Source organism: Paenibacillus sp. EB106-06-01-XG199 (assembly GCF_058791575.1).
Genome location: NZ_JBYTDQ010000001.1, coordinates 1,121,302 through 1,138,916 on the forward strand (window position 1 = coordinate 1,121,302; position 17,615 = coordinate 1,138,916).

A 17,615-nucleotide genomic window follows, 5' to 3' on the forward strand; every position below is an offset into this window, starting at 1 on the left:
CCATCCGAATAAATGGTAACCGCATCGGTTTAAACTGTCAGGAGGGCTATCTTATCTGCGGGGCATGGTGACGCCCGCTTTAGAGTTGTATTTTTCCGTAGCTTCCTTGATGACGTCCTCGCCGCCCTTGGAAAGCCACTCTTCCACAACCTTCGGCCAGTCACTGATGGGTTCCTTGCCATACACCATCTTCACCATATGCGTCAGCAGCACCGGAGGAGCCGTGTCCGAGTTGGGAGCGATGTCTGGATTCTTCACTAGTGCGTCCAGACGAGGGTCGAATTGAATCCCGTCCCGGCCTTCATTAGCCAGAATCGTATCATATACTTTGATCAGGTTTTTGCCTTCTTCCGTCATGTTCAGAACACCCTTGTTATACGTGGTGTCTTGCACCAGCCACAAGAAAGACTGACGGTAGCGCTCTTCATCTATGGCAGCGGAATCCGTGGGGGCCGTATATACGATTTTACCGTTCTCTTCTTTGTAGGATTCGCCCTTGATCCCGAAGGTAAAGAAGGTTTCCGCCTCTTCGCTTAGCATCCAGTCAAAGAATTTCACAATATCCGCAGCATTTTTCGTACCTTCCTTGATAAAGTAGGTGCGCGTAGCGGAGCCGTACAAATAAGAGCCGCCTTTTCCGTCAGGGCCAACTGGCGACGGGATAATCTCCAGCTTGGCGGATGGCGTTGTAGCCTTCAATTGCTGCTCCCACTGCAGCAGCTCGTTGGCATTCATCGTCCACATGCCCGCGTTGCCTGAGAGAATCGCATTTTTATAGTTGGTCGGGTTGATGGTGGCAAATTCCTTGTTGATCAACCCCTCTTTATACATGGTGTTGTATGTTTGTAACGCCTTCATCATATTTTCGTTATCCATAAACTTCGGCTGAACCTGGCCGTTTACTTCCTCGAACATCGTCAGGTACGGAAAAACATCATAAGCGCCAAAGAAAGCATCGGCATATTTGAAATCCTGGCGGCCCATGTAAGGGTTATCAACACCCAGTTTTTTGAAAGCCCGCAGCACATTCAAGTACTCATCGACTGTTTTTGGAACCTGCAAGCCGGTTTGATCCAGCAGGTCCTTGCGAATCCAAGTCGCGCGACGGGACGGATTGGACAGGAACTCCGGTATTGCGTAGATTTTCCCTTGATAGGTGACGTTTTCCCAGGCTTCCTTCGGGATTACTTTCAACAGGTTCTGACCGTGTTGCTCAAGCAGATCATCCAAGGGCATGAACACGCCGGCTTCAACGGAACCGGCCATTTCCTTGCCGTTCACACCGCCCGAGCCTTGAACCACATCCGGAATATCATTAGTGGCAAACATCTGAACCATTTTCTGCTCGAATTCTTTATGAGGCACCAGCACAATGTCCAGATCGGTGTTTGTCATCTCCTCCAGTTTTTTCACCCATTTATCCTTATTCAGATTAGGCGATTTCTCAACATAGTTAAAAGCCAGTGTCCGCATCGAGATGGAGAATTTAGTTTTTTGCGGCGCATTTGACGCTCCTCCGGCAGTCTCTTCTTTGTCCTTGTCCGCGCAACCTGCAACGGCTGTAGCAGCCATTAAAGCAGTCAGACAGACGCCAATCCATTTTTTCATGATAACCCTCTCCTTGTACAATGGGTGCCATACACAAATGAAAATGTTTTTTTAGACTAATATGCTTTAGGAATCTCAACCCGGCGGGTAACCCCCTGATTGGTAAAGTAAACATGAACCCCATGGTCCTGATCGTCCATGAAGTATGATACGTAATCCCGGCTTCCAGATTTTTGGGGAATCAGAAGCGTAACGATCCGATGGCTTATAGCCTCTTGAGTGGATGCGGTCAAATGCCAGTGCCCGGGCAGCCCTTCCCATTCCTTCGGATCTACATCGGTAAATTGGTCGTTTTGACTAAGCGCCATATCTCCAGAGGAGCTGTAGACAAACCTGCCCTCCATTTGAGCTTTTTGGCCCTTTACTTTGAAGGTTTGGTCCTTTAACTTCATGGGATAGAGCGTATGGAACAGCCAATCCAATTTTCCGGGACACTCCAGATCAACACTATCTGTAATGACAAAATAAGCGCTGTCAAAAAAGTAGATCTCCCGCACATACCGTTTGATATAGGGTACATTCTCCCGGTAGGCTTCCGTTGCATCCATTTGCATGTAGCTGATCCCAGGTGCAGTGGACGCTTTCAGCACCTTGCCGTAGGCTGCCATGTTCTTCGACTTGTCTGTGCCGGCATATTGGCCTTTTCCGTCAATAAGAATAACGTTCTTGGAGCGGGTCTGCTTCCGCCACTGCATATGCATTGTACTGTTGAATGCGACGTAATGGCCGCTTTCGATAGCCAGAGGCTCGCCGAAGGCATGCAGCAGGAAGGCGTTCTGATCCCCGTGGCTATGGCTCACAGAACCGTAACGGCTGCTCTTGGCCAGCATCATGATATGTTCCTGCGGAGCTTCCATCCGGTGATGCATGGCGACCCAGCCAACATCCTGAAACCACTTGAGAGGCTCTGCGGCCAGCGGTGGTTCTGAAGGAATCTGCGGATAATCCGTACGGTAAACCATCTCATCAAACCGGAAATCCCACCAGCCGTAGTTATAGAAGATCATCTGGCTATCTGGATTCAATTCCTTTGTCCGTTCATAGTACCATTGGTACTGTCCATTTCCCGTTAAACCGGCAAATTGGCGGATATTGAAGCCCGTCTTGAGACTGACCGGATCTCCCAGCGACGATTGATCCCCGAAGCTGGCCCTCAAGGTATCCGGGCTATAGCAATAGAGCGGAAAGTCGCCGGTTTTGCGGAAGAAGGGACGTTCATAGAAGTTGATTCCCATGTATTTGCGGACCAGATTAAGCGCCTCCGTAACAAAAGCCATTTGAGTGGTCCAATACATCGGGCCTTCGGCCCAGCCGCCATCCTTGCCACCCCATGGGGTATACATGGCGGAGAAGTACTCCAGCGTATAATCAAGCCATTCCTGAACCTCCTCCTCCTCGCCCAACATAGAAATACAGCAGGGAACGAGCACGGAGGATAAAGAACGGATGGCATGGCTGTCATAAGGCACTTGATGAATTCGGGAGCGTTCGATGACATGGAAGGCGATCTGACCGGTTCTCCGCAGCAGTGCCTGCCGCACCTTTAGCCGTTCCTCTTCCGTAAGAGAGCCGTGCAGCCAATCATAGCCCCATGCCAACGCTCCGGCTATGCGAAAGGAGCATTCATCATTATAATCCCGGCTGGTGGTACCCTCCGTGTTCCAGCTTGCAGCATGAAGCAGCCACTCTCTGGCTTTAGCAATAAGCACTTCGTCCTCCAGCACAATCCCTGCTATGGCTAGATGCCGAACAGCATAGAAAACTTCCTGACAGTCCATATACATCTGCCGCCATAGCTTGGCGACACGCTTGTTATCCGGATACGGTGCAGGCTCGGGAATAAGCGCTCGTTCTGTCCAGGGCAGTACGGAATGCTTGAGGAAGTCACTCCAGCCCGTTAAGTCAGGATCTTGGCGGATGGTTTCCCGGTAGGACTCAAGCTGTTCCGCCTGAAGCCAAAGCCGCGGATGATTGCCGGAAGCAGCGGTGTATCGCTCCGTTCTGGATGGCAGAGGCGTTAGCGGAAGCTCATCCGCAACCACGAAAGCTCTTACTTTGCTCCACTCTGAACGGATATGGTTATCACCGATAAGAGTGTACCGCCAATAATACATTCCTGGTTCCAGCGGTTTATCCGGAGTAAACAGATTATAGGGAATTTGACTGTAGGTCAGCGTGTATTCAGGCTCAAACTCTTTGTATGAGGAGATCTGCAGCTCATACATCCCTTCCTCCAGACTTGCGGGCATCCATGTAAAACGCGGCGGGTTCTCTCCAACATCCGAATGTTCATCAGGCCCATAAGGCAGGTCGAGCACGCCGCTGGCAGGTTGAAATAAAGGTTCTGACATCTCTACTCCTCCGTATTCAGGGACTTTTCCTGAATCAGTCCCTTTTTGGGATTCAGGCAGTAGACAACTCTTTGCCCGTTTGTTTCTATCTGGATTCGGACCTCTTCGCCCGCCTGACTCACAAGCTTTAGTGCAGCAGATTCATGACCGGCCCGATAAACTGTAATAAAATCAACCGACGGGCCTCTATGCCGAAGCATGATGCCCCGGATCAGACTGCTCGGGTCTTCAGCTACACCCGGTGTGCGGATTTCATGCAGAATGGAGCCGGGTGCCAGCAGAGTGCACGCGGAAACTTCATATTCCGCAGCGTGGCCCACTTGATCATAACGGCTGCTCCACCTGGCGCTTAACGCACAGTCCGACTCATTCTGCAGTACGGACAATACCTCTACCGAACCATAGCCCGCTTCCTGTCCGAGGACTGCCGGGGAGTCCTTCCGGATGCGGCGGGACTCGACCGGTAACAGCAAATCTCCTGTCGGATGTAACCATAAGTCCACCTCCTGATCCTGCTTCCGGTCCGTTGTCTGCTCAACATGAAACCAGTCCAGCAGCCAACCGTCAGTCAACAAAAGATGCCGGTCGAGAACCGCTCCTTCATAGGCGCCATCCGAGCGAATCCATAAATACGTATCATCGCTTTCCTGCCGGAATTCTCTGCAGCTGCCGGTATGGGCTGCTTGAGAGCAGCCTCCGATGGTGACCGTGTTATGACTCGCGGTTTCGGCATACCATTCCTTGCGCAATATAGAACCGTAAGGAACCATGCCAAGCTCGGGAGCAACCTCTCCCAACCGGTGCATAATCGTGATATGAAGCTTGTCATAATGCCCATGAGATCCGCCATGCTCACCGAAGTCTGCCAGTACGGACAGCGGGTTGCCCGGATGACGGAGCACGGCGAAGCCTGAATCCGGCAGCAGGATAGAAACCCTTGCCGTGGAGGTAGAATGAAGCTCCTTACGCTCTCCTTCTCCATACAGCACCGCCTCCAGACCGCTCCGCTCTTCCTTTCCGTATAAATACCGGTAAGCATTCGCCAGTATAGGCTGGTAGGTGGGGTCTTTATAAGCCGTACACCCTATTTCAAGTACTTCAACGATTTCCCGCGCGAAAGGAATGCGTGCATAAGGACCATCATGCACAGCTGGAAGCTCCCCGTTGTCGCCGCTAAGCTCTACCAGCAGCTGAAACATACCGCGGATGGATTGTCCCTGATCCCCTTTGGCATCATATAGGTCAACCCCGAAGCGTCCGGCCATCTCGGCTGCTATGAGGTAAGCCCGCAGCACAAAAATATGGTAGTACGTGCTGCCTTCAAATTCAAAGCCGTCCGGCTTGACGCCGATAGAAAGATGATGATAGAAACCGCCTTCCCCCTCCAGCAGGGAACCGAGTTTTGCCCGGGTACCTTTGGCGGCATATACGCAGGCCAGGCTGGCGTTCAGCCATGCGGTATAATTGTTCTCTGCATTCTTCTTCTCGTGAATGAGAATGTGGCGGTATTGCTCCATGCTCTCCTCCAGCATCGTGAAGAACACCTGCAGTTTCAACTCTTCCTCTTCCGTGAACGTTACTCCATGGTCCACAAGAAGCAGATAAGCCCGAATAAGTGTGGTCGACCAGATCGCTTCCGTCAGCGCCTGATGAAAGGCACGGCCGCTAAGCATCCAGGGCTGGGCATCGGGATGAACCGGATACAGCGGGAACTGCTCCGCATATCCAACAAGAATCTTCTGGGCCAAGCCGCTATAGAAGTCTTCCCCGTCTGCGGCGAATACCGCGGCAGCCTGCAGTGCATAACGTGCTATCGCCTGATGCCGGTATACCAGCCAGGCTCCCCGGTAAGGCTCGCCTTCCAGCTTGCAGCCTTGCGGACAAGTAAAGACAAACGTGTCCTGCTCCGCAGCATTAAAGATTAGCTCGGTATGATGCCGGGGGCACACATATTGGTGCCACCAGCCGCCGGGTTCTGCCGGAAGCCGAATCTCTTCTTCCCGGAAAAGGTCCAGCTCCCTCTTCAGTTTATCCACCACAGGGCCAACCCAGGAAAAAGTGTCTGCTTTCTCCTTAAGGTTCATCATCGCATGAACAAGCCTCCGTTAATTTCAATGATTTCTCCAGTCAGATAATCCGATAGCTCTGAAGCGAGGAAGAGTGTCACGTTGCTCACATCCTGCGGTGCGCCTTCCCGGCCCAATGGAATCTTTGCAATTGTCGCCTGTCTTGCCGCATCTGCAGTAAAGGTGGCATGGAATGCGGTTTGACCGATAAATCCGGGAGAGATAGCGTTTACATTAATCCCGTGAGGACTGAGCTCTTTGGCAAGTCCCTTGGTATAAGACCATACCGCCGCTTTGCCTGCTGCATAGATGGAAGCGCCCGGTCCTCCGCCGTCATGAGCCGCGAGAGAGGATACATTGATGATTTTACCGCTTTTTTTAGCGATCATTCCCGGTGCAACCGCTTTGCAGGCAAACACGCATGATTTAAAATTGACGTCCATCACCTTGTTGTAATGTTCTTCGTCCATTTCAGTATTGGGAACCCGCTTGACCATACCTCCGGCATTGTTGACGAGGATATCGATGGTTCCGCCGAATTGTGCCTCTATTTCCTTCACCATGTTGTCCAGCTGGGCTGGATTTGTGACATCCGCCTGAAATGCATAAGCTTCTCCTCCAGCCTGGCGGACGGCTTCGACCGTTTCCTCCGAAGAACCGTACAGATAGTTTACGGCGACTTTGGCGCCGGAAGCTGCAAGCGTCTCTAAAATTTGTCGGCCTATCCCTGCATTGGACCCTGTAACCAGGGCGATTTTACCAGTCAAATCAATTTTCATTACATATTCCTCCAAGTAGTAGTTTTTTTCTTAATCATCCGTATTTTCACTCCGCAGGCATGGATAAGATCATCCGTGTTCCTTCATTCTCCTCACTTTCGACGCTTAACCCGTACTGTTCTCCGAATACCATTTGGATTCTCCGGTGGACGTTCATCAGCCCGATCCCACCTCGATGATAGAGAGAGTCACCTTCTGTATCCGCCAGCTGGTTCAGGTTCAGCTTCTCGCGGAGTTTATCTAGCCGTTCCCGGGACATCCCTGCTCCGTTATCCTCTACGAGAACGAGAAACCGGTCCCTTTCTATTCTGGCGTCGATACGAATATAATGCCTGTCTTCAATCCCATCAGGAAACGCGTGCTGAAAAATATTTTCAATCAAAGGCTGAAGCGTCAGCCTGACCATCTTGGCCAGTAGCAGCGTCGGCGGAATCACAACATCAATTTCGAACTCCCTGCCGTTCCGGTGCTTGAGAATCGTCATGTAGCTTAGTACATGATTAAGCTCATTGGCAATCGTAATCTCCTCCAGATTGGTCTGGATGGAGTAACGAAGCATGAACGCCATGGCCTCCACTATTTCTGTAATTTCGTCCGAATCCTGAACAACGGCGTAGCATTTAATAGTTTCTAACGTGTTATACAGATAGTGCGGGTTAATCTGCAGCTGAAGTGCCTGAAATTCAGCCTGATGACGCTCCAGGGCCTCCTTCTGGGTTGTAAGCTCCGCTTCATATACCCGCTCGATCATTTCGGACAGCCGGGACACCATAAGATTGTAGCTATGCATCAACCCCCCCAGCTCATCCTGACGGCCATTCATCTCAAGCCTGCGCCAGTTGCCTTTTTCCGTCTGCCTCATGCCTTCCTTGAGAATAAGGATCGGCTTCGTGATGGATCGTCCGAACCAGGTGGCAAGCAACAAAGTACCGATAAGGGTGAGAACTCCTACAACCAGCGTGGTCGTACGAATGGTAGAGATGGGCTTGCGCAGCTCGCCAACCGGTATGGATACCACAAGCTGCCATTTGGAATAATCGGATTTTCTCGACACGAACAAATACTCTTTCCCGTCTACCTTTTCCACAACAGAGTCATTGGGGTGCTGAAATACATTTCGGATGTGACCGGCAGATAACCCTGGATGGTTCTCATTTCCTTCGGGCTGATATAGGAGTTTGCCGAATTCGTCCATGATAAAGAAGGACCCGCCTTGTCCCAAATCAAGAGGTTCCCATATACGGGCCAGGTCTTCTGCCTTGAATTCGATAGCCACTATGCCCTTGGGGTGATAGGACGAAACCCCTCTGATCCGGCGGACCATCGTTATAATGTTCTGATCCCCTTCATTCATCACATTCGTGTTGAGAATGGTGATGCGGCCGCTCTCCGGCGTATGCTTGCTTAAGAACCGGTAGCGTTCCAGCGGATTGAACTTCAGGCTATACGCCTGATAGGAGTTATCGTCGCTAATGGCCTTGCCGTGTTCACCAATAACGTACATCAGGTTAATTTGAGGATAAAGAATGAATAAAGATCGAAATAAATCCTTCTGTATATCATTTGTATATTGATAGTAAGAGTAGCTGTCCTCCGGGTCCATATCCAGGAATTGTTTGACCTGATTGTAGGACAGGATGGAATCGCTGGCCTTTTCATAATTTTGCAAATACAGGTCCGTTTGATAGGACGCGCTCCTGATCACTTGGGCAATGGACTTCTCCGAAGATTTATCAAGCTCAGCCGAAGCCTGAAAATAAGAGATAAATCCTACCATGGCCAAGGATAGAACAATGACGGTCAGAAATGAGGCAAACAGCTTGTTCGACAGGCTCTTTCTCATCAATCAATTCCCAGCCGGTTGCGATACTCGGACGGAGCCTGCCCCGTGAACTTCTTGAACGTCTTCGTAAAATGAGGGTGGTCTGCATACCCGACCTCATAGGAAATATCGGTTATCCGATAGCTTGCATCGGCAAGCAGCCTTTTGGCCTTCTCCATTCTGCGTTTAATGCGGTAGTGTACAAAGGTCTCTCCTGTCGAGTGCTTAAACAACTGGCTGAAGTAAGAGGCATTCAGACCGAGCACCTCCGCCACCTCCTCCAGCGATACTTCCTGGGCGAGATGTTTTTCTATGAAAGCTTTAGCTTCCTCTATCGGGTCCTTTGCCTTGCCCTTGCGCTTGATCCGAAGATCTTCCAGTATAGCTGCCGACGCTTCTGCGAAGCAGTGGAATAACTGATCTGGTCCGGATGCTGCAGACAAGTCCAGCACACTATTACGGGGTGTGACCGAATTGATATGGAGCCTCTTCACGAGCAAGGTGTAGCCCTCTTCCAGAAGTTCTTTTTGCTGGCTTCGGCTCATCTTCCGCTGGAGGAAGTCCGTTTCCCATTCCTTTAATACAAGGTGAAGCTTCTCTTTATCCAAGGTCCAGATGGCATCATCCATACGCACGACCCATTCATCAAGCTTGGCGACAGAGACAAAGCTCTCCAGCTTCACTCTATTCGCCTCTAACTTGGCGATCACATTTTGAAGGCTCCCTTTGCTTACGGGCTTCAGGAGATATTCTTTCACTCCATAAGACACGCATTGGCGGGCGTATTCAAAATCTCCATAGCCCGAGATGACAACGGTCTGAATATCCGTCTCCATCTCCGACAATCGCCGGCACAGCTCCAGTCCGTCTACCTTAGGCATACGGATATCTGTAAACAGAAAATCCGGCGCTTCCTCCATAATGAGCTGAATTGCCTCTTCTCCATTCTGGGCCAGCTTGATGTTATACGGATGCCCGCCGCATTGAGAGATCATGATAGAAAGTCCCTTTCGAATCATGGGCTCGTCGTCTACGATCAATACACATCTCATCCATGGATACCACCTTCCGATTCGTCTCGCTACATGCGTTTCCTATTCTATCATATTATAATAGATCAGGATTTCACGGAGCCGACCATCATTCCTTTAACGAAATGGCGTTGAAGAAACGGATAAATCATGATAATCGGAATAGTTGCGACAATAATAACGGCCATTTTGATACCCTCAGGCGATGTGTGTGCCAGAGAGCTATAGACCGAGGAAGCCGGATCAATGCTGATATCGTCCGTCTCGAAGAGCTTCTTCAGCATCACCTGCAGAGGCCATAAGGACGGCTTGTTGATGTAATAGAGCGCGCTCATGTAAGTGTTCCAATGTCCGACGGCGTAGAAAATCCCCAATGAGGCCATGACCGGTTTGGACAGCGGCAGTACCATACTGACGATGATCCGCAGCTCGCCGCACCCGTCGATCCGGGAGGAGTCAATCAGTTCCTGCGGCAGCTGCATGAAGAAGCTTCTCATCACGAAGAAGTTAAATGCGCTGATGGCGCCGGGAATCATGAGTGCCCATAGGGAGTTCATAAGCCCCAAATTCTTGATCAGAATAAAGTTCGGAATTAGGGGGGCGCTGAATACCATGGTGAACAATACCATCATGACGATGTATTTTCGCCCTACGAATTCCGGACGCGACACCGGATAAGCGAGAGACGCTGTCGCAATCAGATTGATGGCGGTGCCCAGCACTGTAATATAGACGGAGACACCGAACGCCCGCCAAATGGAGTGATCGCTGAAGACGTACTGATAATTGATCGCCGTAAAATCTTTGGGCAGCAAGCCTACCCTGCCATTAATAATTGCTTCGGAGCTGCTGAAGGACTGGGCAATCACATTCAGAAACGGCAGAAACATAGCCAAAGCAAGGGCGGTCAGAAACAAAAGATTAAACACATTAAATAGATTCTGGCCGCGAGTGTAGCGTACTCTCATCATCCCTACCTCCATAAAGAGCGATTAATACAGCGATTCACCGGTTGTTTTCTTGCTCAAAATGTTGCCGATGAGCACCAGAATGAGTCCCACTACCGACTTGAATAGCCCCACTGCTGTTGTATAGCTGTATTGCTGAGACAGCAGCCCCGCCTTATAGATATAAGTGTCCAGAATCTCCCCGTTCCCGGTATTAAGCGCGTTCAGGAATACCCAGACCCGCTCGAAGCCAAGATCAAGAAATCTCCCGATATGGAGAAGGAACAAAATCATAATTGTCGGTATAAGAGACGGGAGTGTAATCGCCATGGTTTGTTTCCAGCGCCCGGCTCCGTCTACTTCTGCAGCCTCATACAGATCCGGGTTGATTCCTGCTAATGCGGCCAGGTAAATGATCGTACCGTACCCGGAATCCCGCCAAATGCCGGAACTGATCAGAATCGTGCGAATGTATGAATTTTCACCAAGAAAATAAATCGGTTCAAACCCGAAAGCCTGTAAAACCTGGTTCACGATCCCTGTTCCCGGGGAGAGAATGCCCAAAGCGATTCCACTGACAATTACCCAGGACAGAAAATGGGGCATATAAACCACTGTTTGCAAAAAGCGTTTGTAAAACACAAGACGGATTTCATTCAGCAGGAGCGCAAGCAATATCGGAGCAGGGAAGGCGAATAGAAGATCATACAAGCCCAGCAGAATCGTATTGCTTAAGATCCGTCCGAAATCCTGGTATTGAAACATGGTTCTAAAGTGCTCAAGCCCCACCCACTCACTGCCTGTGAAGCCTTTAAAAATGTTGTAGTTCTGAAACGCAATAACTGAACCGGCTAACGGCACATACTTGAAAATGATAAAGTACAAAATCCCGGGAATTGCGATCACGTACAGCGCTCTGAATTTCCACATGTTTAAGAGCAGGGACTTTTTCGTATCGGCCTTGTAGTTAATAAGGTCTACCCCAGTTAACTTAGCCTTCATGACCGTTTCCTCCAGGTCCTGTTTTCAACAGGTTTGCCGGAGCATTCTCATCTAGGGGAATTTCCTCAAATTCGACGGTTATGAACCGCTCCTCCCGTTCAATAATCCGGGATAGCTCCCGCGTGAATACAGTGACTATCTCCTCCTTCTGCTCACGCGTTCGGCCTTCGTACATTCTGATCTCAATATGTGGCATCGTCTTTCCTCCATTTCCTCGAATAGTGATTGAATCTATCCTTATTCTACCTACAATAAAGCGCTTGCAATATGGGGTTTCTGTGAGTGTACTTGTGTTTTCTTTAGGGGTTAGTTTCGTTTTTGGAAGGCCAGCCTTCTACCACCACATGTTCGCTTTTGAAATAATTGAGACTTACGCTGTCAACGAAATTTCCCTGCAGGGTGATCCCGGTTCCAGCAAGAAGCCGTATGCCGTTCGTATTGCCGGTCAGCAAATTCCCGATCAATTGAACGTTCTGCGGGTCACCTTCCCCGATATTATTTGCTTTGCTGTCGCCGGGATCATGCTCAAGCGAGACAGCCCAATAATTAGGCGCGGTATTATTGCGAATGACATTCTCCTTGATGATCGTGCCCGGACCGTTCAGTACCCGAATGCCCTTGGCGTCCTCTATGTGGGCTGTGTTTTCAACCAGATTACGTTCGATGACTGTATCCGGGGTACCCATCGTTACATTGATTCCTTCTCTTGTATTGCGAATCGTATTGTCATGGATATAGTTGCGTGGTCCTGTCTTACTGTGGTTGCTGGGTGCTGTTCCGCCGGTGTTTCCCAGTCCGATCGCAGCGCCGTAAGGAATATCGCTAATCACATTGCCGTATATCTCGTTCAAATATTCGAGTTCCCCATGCAGATCGATGGCATCCAGCTTTGTATTCGTAAACTGATTGTTTCGCAGGACATTGTTATGTGCAACAAATTGGATCAGCGCACCATGCCGCAAATAAGGCCCTTCGAAACGAGAATCCTCGACTACGTTCCAAAGCGTGTCATTATCGTATCCGTTACGATCCTGTTTGGCCATGCCCTGAATCGACACGCCGTAGCCGGCACCACCCGGACCTACATCCGTCGCATTGCGGAACGTACTGCGGCGTACAACAATATCACGGCTGTTGTCGATACGCACGCCCATACGCGAGTATTTCTCAACAGTAATCCCGTCAACCGTGATGTTGTAGGACGGAAGCTCACCAAAATTCGCAATGGTGATCATACTGTCGGGACCGCCGGCGTCCGGATTGTTCACTTTATGATCTGCTGTGTAGTTACCCTTCCAGGTAGAGGTTAAGGTGAGATTAGATATGGACAGATCGTGCTGACCGGATACCTTCATTAGCGCACTGTTTTTCACCTTGTTGAGTGCCGTTTTGAGAATGGTTGCGGATTGATTTTCACCGCGAAGATTCACACCAGACTTTAGCTTCAAATTGACAAGGGTATCTAGTGTCGAGTTCAAATTATAAACCCCGGACGGCAAATAGACTTCGTCACCGGGCTGGGCACTGTTTATGGCAGCTTGAATGGCAAGACCGTCGTCTGTATCGTTATCAGCGGGATCGGCATGATAGTTCAGCACATTCAGGACACGGCCGGTTGTCACATGCGGGGAATGAACCGGATGTACCGTTCCGTCAGCTTCGGTTAATCCTGGAGCTGTGAACGGGACCGGTTCCCGGGGCGGACCCGGCGTGAAATTCGGGATACTGGCTACAGGTGTATCGCCATTCGCAAACGGCGCATAGACATCTACTTCCGATAAACTTGTAAACGCACTGCCATCGGAATTCCCAAGACCTACAATGCGTACAAATCTCGCTTCTGTGTCCGGGAGATCGAATGCCTGCATCTCTGTAGTCATGAACCGGCTGGCGCCGGACCATGCCGGAGTCCATACCGCACCGTCACTTGAAGTTTCGATATTCAATTGGCTCGTGCGCGTATCTCCTTTATAAACGGCAATACCTAAATAGCCGATCGGCTTACATTCGCCTAAATCGTATTCGATCCAAGGACCGTTACCGGCTGCGGACCAACGGGTAAACAAGTTATTATCAATAGTATTCGTTGCGATATTGCCATCGCTGTCACTGGCTGTTACGTTTACCGTCGCGTAAGGAAGGATGGGTTCTGCCAGCGTTGACCGGATGAAAGAAATGTTACCGGTGCAACTTCTAAGGTTGCCGGCGGGTTTACTGCTGTCGATGACCGCGTCGTCGCTCGGCGTCAGACTAGTGAGGTCCCGGTAGAGAACCTCACCCGGAGGTGTTGTTGTGGTACGGTTCTTCACATATTGATTCAAAAAGGCCCACGCCTCAGCGCTTGCCTGTTCAGCCGCCTCGCCGGTGAAGCCGTGTCCTTGTTTTGGCACGATTTTGACATCGACCACTTTTACGCCTGCATCCTTCAATTGATTGGAGAACGTAACGCTGTCCGTGTATGGGATCGTCGCATCGGCATCACCATGGCGGATGAAAAAAGGCGGATCGTCCGGTGAGGCATAAGTGCCAGGCATGGCCAGCCGAGCTTGGTCCGGCACAGAGAAGGCGTTATTTCCGCCTAAAAGCGCTTTCACGGATTTGTAGCTATTGGCGAAGTTTGTGGTGAAATCTGCTGGTCCGTACATATCGACAACGGCTTGGACTTGATCGGAATATTGCTGCCAACCGCCATTCCCGCTCAAATCCGGAACGTTGACGACATGTCCTGTATCCAGTGTGATCGTCTCACCTGAAGTGATCTGCGCTGTTGTACCGAGCAGCGAAGCAAGATGACCGCCTGAGGACGTACCCCATACACCGATTCGGCTAGGGTCCAGATGATATTCTGCTGCATGTGCGCGCAAATAACGAATTGCCAGCTTCACGTCCTGAATTTGCGCCGGAAACGGCGCTTCCGGGGTTAACCGGTAATCCAGTGAAACTCCGATGTATCCCCGCTTGGTCACATAGCTGCAGATACTGGCAAGGGCTTGCTTCCGGTCTCCGTGGTTCCAGCCTCCCCCATGGATGTATACCATCACCGGCATCGGTGCGTGAGGCGTGGTCTTCGGTACGGCTATCGAAGTATAAATCGGACGTGTTCCAGCATTTCCAATCAGCACATCTTCATACAGCTCAACGCCTTCCGGAACCGGAACCGGCTGAGGCTCAGCCGATGAAGAGATCGGCACCAGTGTCTCTGCATGTACCTGAGTAAGCGCTTGCAATTCAAGGGGTGGACATAACAATATCAAGGACAACAATACTCTTGTGCTGAATCGAAATACTTTCCTGCGCAGTCCGTTTCTCAAATGAATTCCTCCCTGACAAGGTATAGATATTATCAATGCTTATTGTTGCCGGGACAAAATGACACCGTCGTTGTTGTTAAAACGTTCAGTTGCTTCCTTGACGACATCACTCCCCCCTTTTTGCAGCCATTCCTCCACCACCTTCGGATAATCGGAAATTGGCTCCTTGCCGTATACCATATTGATCACATGCGTCAATATGACGGGCGGCAGTTTATCTCCCCCTGGAGTAATATCCGGGTTTTTCTGGTAGCCTTGCACCTGGGGTTCGAATTGAATCCCGTCACGCCCCTCACTCGCAAGTACCGTATCGTAGAGCTTCATCAAGTCTTTTCCTTCAGGGGTGAGGCTGAGCGCGCCTTTATTGTAGGTTGTATCTTGTACGAACCACAGCAGGATTTGACGGAACGTTTCCTCGTCGACCTCATCGGCGGTTTTCGGTCTTTTGTAGTTAATATTGCCGTTCTCTACCGTATAATTTTCCCCTTCAATCCCGAAGGTAAAGAACTTTTCCGCTTCGTCACTGACCATCCAGTTGAAAAACTTGACGATTCCGGCAGGGTCCTTCGCATTCTTGTTGATTAAATAGGCTCGCGGCACCGTACCGACAAGGCGAAGTCCACCCTTCCCATCCGGCCCTGTCGGGGAGGCGATCAGTTTCATTTTCGCGGTAGGTATCTGTTCCTTTAGCTGCTGGTCCCATTGGATCAAAAGATTGGCATTCATGTTCCAGATGCCCGCTTTGCCTGAGAGAATATCGTTCTTGAATTTCGTGGGATTAATCGTGACAAATTCCTTGTTGATCAGTCCTTCGTCGAACATTGTCTTATACGTTTGAATCGTCTTTTGCATATTCTCGATATTCATAAATTTCGGTACGATTTGATCCCCTTGTTTCATAAAGAAATTGCCAAAGGTATCGTAAGACCCGAAGAACATATCCGAATATACAAAGTCCTCCCGGCCCATATATGGATTCTCCACACCCAGCTTCTTAAAGGCACGCATGACGTTCAGGAAGTCGTCCACTGTTTTCGGCTCTGGCAGCCCCGTTTTTTCCAGAAGATCCTCACGAATCCAAGTCGCCCGGCGTGACGGATTGGACAGCCATTCGGGAATCGCGTAGATGTTGCCTTTCGCATCGGTCTCCTTTTCCCAAGCGTCCTTAGGAACTTTCTTGAGCAGATCTTGCCCATACTTCTCAAGCAGTTCATTAAGGGGCATGAATACTCCGGCCTCCACGGAACCGGCCAACTGGGGATTCGTCAGCCCGGAGCTTGCTTGAACGACATCCGGAATGTCGTTGATCGCGAACATTTGGATCATTTGCGAGTCAAAATTTTTCTGCTGCATCAAACGGATGTTAAGATCTGTATGGGTAAGTTCCTCCAGCTTTTTAACCCATTTGTCATCATTGATATTGGGGTGATTGTCTGCATACGAAATGTTTCCGCTGCGGAACGATATGGAGAATGCAGTGTTCTTTCCCGGATTCTCCCCTGCTTGTTCCTCTTCTCCCTTATTTGAAGTGGAACATCCGTTCATAGAGGCGGCTAATAATGAAACTCCCGCTATGGTAAGCATCCAACGCTTCATGTTCATCAACTCCCTGTTACAAAATTTTGGTCAGCGGCACTAGAATGACTAGATGTCCGGAGCGGCTCAATCACCGGCTGCAGCAGCTTTGCTAATTGCTCGCTCATCAGCGTGTGTCCGTAATCCGAAGGATGAATCAGATCGGACGTGAGCGATGTAAGATCGCACATAATCGCTGCGCCATCCAGCAGATGCAGCTGCGGATGTTTACTGCTTTCAAAGCAATGAAGCAGCGCTTTGTTAAAAATCCCCTCTTGGACATGAAGAAGATGACTTGTATCAAGAAAATAAGTTGCTCGATTCGGGTAAATCGTAGTGACAAAAACAGGTTTGGCGGGATGGCGTTCGATAACCCGGTCCAGCATGTAAGACACCCTGCGCTTAAATTCCCCGGGAGACACCACTGCGCGCATATTGACCCCAAGCTCCAGAAACAGGAAATCCCAATCCTCGCGTTCCGCCAGATGATCGGCAACAACGTTCTCGCAGTAACAGGATCCGCTGAGTGCAAGGTTAAGCACATCCACGCCGAGTCTGCGCGCCGTCTGCTGCAAGTATCCATTGAAATGATGCGTGGATCCTGCGCTCTGACTGATGGAAGATCCGTATGCCAGCATTGTAAGCTTCGGTACCTCATCTGGAGTTGGCACGCGCACTTCGCAGCCAAATGCATCCACATCGTAGAAGACAGCCCCGAAGCGGTCAAAATGCAAACGCCACACATTAGAGGAAAATCCAGACTGGTTCAGCCGCCCGCTCGGCACCTCCGCGAAACGTTCCGGCTGCTCCAAATGCAGGGTGGTTACCGCACCGGCTTGCAGTAAATGCTGGGAATGAAAAAAATCCCCTCTGCATACCACGACGCGTCCATTGCTATCATTCGAGCCGATGGTCACTCTGACATGCTTGGATTCGGTGACAAACCGCAATTCACAGCCGTTCGATTGTATGGCCTTGGTCCGTCCTTTCTCTGACAAACCGGTACGCACTTGCTGCGGAAAACGCTGCAGGTGCAAACCGGATTGATAGGGTTTATGTACCAGCTCCGAAACATTGTGAAAATAAACGCCGTCCTTCTCCATCGTTGCAGCTACACCACCTT

General features: G+C 50.2%; 12 protein-coding genes. All 12 read right to left on the reverse strand.

The window, feature by feature from the left end; translation table 11 throughout:
- Positions 1 to 51 precede the first annotated feature (51 nt).
- The 12 genes from AC3WT9_RS05420 to AC3WT9_RS05475 all read right to left on the reverse strand — a co-directional run bounded on the left by AC3WT9_RS05420 (position 52) and on the right by AC3WT9_RS05475 (position 17,595).
- Entirely contained in the window at positions 52 to 1,608 is a 1,557-nt protein-coding gene (locus tag AC3WT9_RS05420) for an extracellular solute-binding protein (protein ID WP_341093207.1), read from the reverse strand.
- Positions 1,609 to 1,664: 56 nt separating this feature from the next.
- Entirely contained in the window at positions 1,665 to 3,959 is a 2,295-nt protein-coding gene (locus tag AC3WT9_RS05425) for a DUF4962 domain-containing protein (protein WP_341378635.1), read from the reverse strand.
- A gap of 2 nt (positions 3,960 to 3,961) precedes the next feature.
- Positions 3,962 to 6,046 (reverse strand): heparinase II/III domain-containing protein, encoded by a 2,085-nt coding sequence (locus tag AC3WT9_RS05430; protein WP_341378634.1) that lies wholly within the window; start codon positions 6,044 to 6,046, stop codon positions 3,962 to 3,964.
- Entirely contained in the window at positions 6,043 to 6,804 is a 762-nt protein-coding gene (locus AC3WT9_RS05435; RefSeq protein WP_341378633.1) for an SDR family NAD(P)-dependent oxidoreductase, read from the reverse strand. The genes AC3WT9_RS05430 and AC3WT9_RS05435 overlap by 4 nt, the downstream gene beginning before the upstream one ends.
- A gap of 46 nt (positions 6,805 to 6,850) precedes the next feature.
- Positions 6,851 to 8,647, reverse strand: coding sequence for a cache domain-containing sensor histidine kinase (locus AC3WT9_RS05440; RefSeq protein WP_341093203.1), 1,797 nt, complete (start codon positions 8,645 to 8,647; stop codon positions 6,851 to 6,853).
- The gene (locus AC3WT9_RS05445; RefSeq protein WP_341093202.1) at positions 8,647 to 9,678 is read right to left on the reverse strand and encodes a response regulator transcription factor; all 1,032 of its coding nucleotides are present in this window, start codon (positions 9,676 to 9,678) and stop codon (positions 8,647 to 8,649) included. Before AC3WT9_RS05445 ends, AC3WT9_RS05440 begins: the two co-directional genes overlap by 1 nt.
- 65 nt (positions 9,679 to 9,743) lie before the next feature.
- Positions 9,744 to 10,628 (reverse strand): carbohydrate ABC transporter permease, encoded by an 885-nt coding sequence (locus AC3WT9_RS05450; protein WP_341093201.1) that lies wholly within the window; start codon positions 10,626 to 10,628, stop codon positions 9,744 to 9,746.
- 21 nt (positions 10,629 to 10,649) lie between these two features.
- Positions 10,650 to 11,606, reverse strand: a complete 957-nt coding sequence (locus AC3WT9_RS05455; protein WP_341093200.1) for an ABC transporter permease — start codon at positions 11,604 to 11,606, stop codon at positions 10,650 to 10,652.
- Positions 11,596 to 11,802, reverse strand: coding sequence for a tautomerase family protein (locus AC3WT9_RS05460; protein ID WP_341093199.1), 207 nt, complete (start codon positions 11,800 to 11,802; stop codon positions 11,596 to 11,598). The genes AC3WT9_RS05455 and AC3WT9_RS05460 overlap by 11 nt, the downstream gene beginning before the upstream one ends.
- A gap of 103 nt (positions 11,803 to 11,905) precedes the next feature.
- On the reverse strand, positions 11,906 to 14,917 hold the full coding sequence (locus AC3WT9_RS05465) for an alpha/beta hydrolase fold domain-containing protein (RefSeq protein ID WP_341378631.1): 3,012 nt from the start codon (positions 14,915 to 14,917) through the stop codon (positions 11,906 to 11,908).
- A gap of 39 nt (positions 14,918 to 14,956) precedes the next feature.
- Positions 14,957 to 16,513, reverse strand: coding sequence for an extracellular solute-binding protein (locus AC3WT9_RS05470; protein WP_341093196.1), 1,557 nt, complete (start codon positions 16,511 to 16,513; stop codon positions 14,957 to 14,959).
- A 5-nt stretch (positions 16,514 to 16,518) separates the two neighbouring features.
- Entirely contained in the window at positions 16,519 to 17,595 is a 1,077-nt protein-coding gene (locus AC3WT9_RS05475; RefSeq protein WP_341093194.1) for an SGNH/GDSL hydrolase family protein, read from the reverse strand.
- Between the last annotated feature and the right edge of the window lie 20 nt (positions 17,596 to 17,615).

Bases quoted from the DNA above. Each gene is read 5' to 3' on its own strand.
- AC3WT9_RS05420 (WP_341093207.1), bottom strand. From the start codon at position 1,608: ATGAAAAAATGGATTGGCGTCTGTCTGACTGCTTTAATGGCTGCTACA.
- AC3WT9_RS05425 (WP_341378635.1), bottom strand. From the start codon at position 3,959: ATGTCAGAACCTTTATTTCAACCTGCCAGCGGCGTGCTCGACCTGCCT.
- AC3WT9_RS05430 (WP_341378634.1), bottom strand. From the start codon at position 6,046: ATGATGAACCTTAAGGAGAAAGCAGACACTTTTTCCTGGGTTGGCCCT.
- AC3WT9_RS05435 (WP_341378633.1), bottom strand. From the start codon at position 6,804: ATGAAAATTGATTTGACTGGTAAAATCGCCCTGGTTACAGGGTCCAAT.
- AC3WT9_RS05440 (WP_341093203.1), bottom strand. From the start codon at position 8,647: ATGAGAAAGAGCCTGTCGAACAAGCTGTTTGCCTCATTTCTGACCGTC.
- AC3WT9_RS05445 (WP_341093202.1), bottom strand. From the start codon at position 9,678: ATGAGATGTGTATTGATCGTAGACGACGAGCCCATGATTCGAAAGGGA.
- AC3WT9_RS05450 (WP_341093201.1), bottom strand. From the start codon at position 10,628: ATGATGAGAGTACGCTACACTCGCGGCCAGAATCTATTTAATGTGTTT.
- AC3WT9_RS05455 (WP_341093200.1), bottom strand. From the start codon at position 11,606: ATGAAGGCTAAGTTAACTGGGGTAGACCTTATTAACTACAAGGCCGAT.
- AC3WT9_RS05460 (WP_341093199.1), bottom strand. From the start codon at position 11,802: ATGCCACATATTGAGATCAGAATGTACGAAGGCCGAACGCGTGAGCAG.
- AC3WT9_RS05470 (WP_341093196.1), bottom strand. From the start codon at position 16,513: ATGAAGCGTTGGATGCTTACCATAGCGGGAGTTTCATTATTAGCCGCC.
- AC3WT9_RS05475 (WP_341093194.1), bottom strand. From the start codon at position 17,595: ATGGAGAAGGACGGCGTTTATTTTCACAATGTTTCGGAGCTGGTACAT.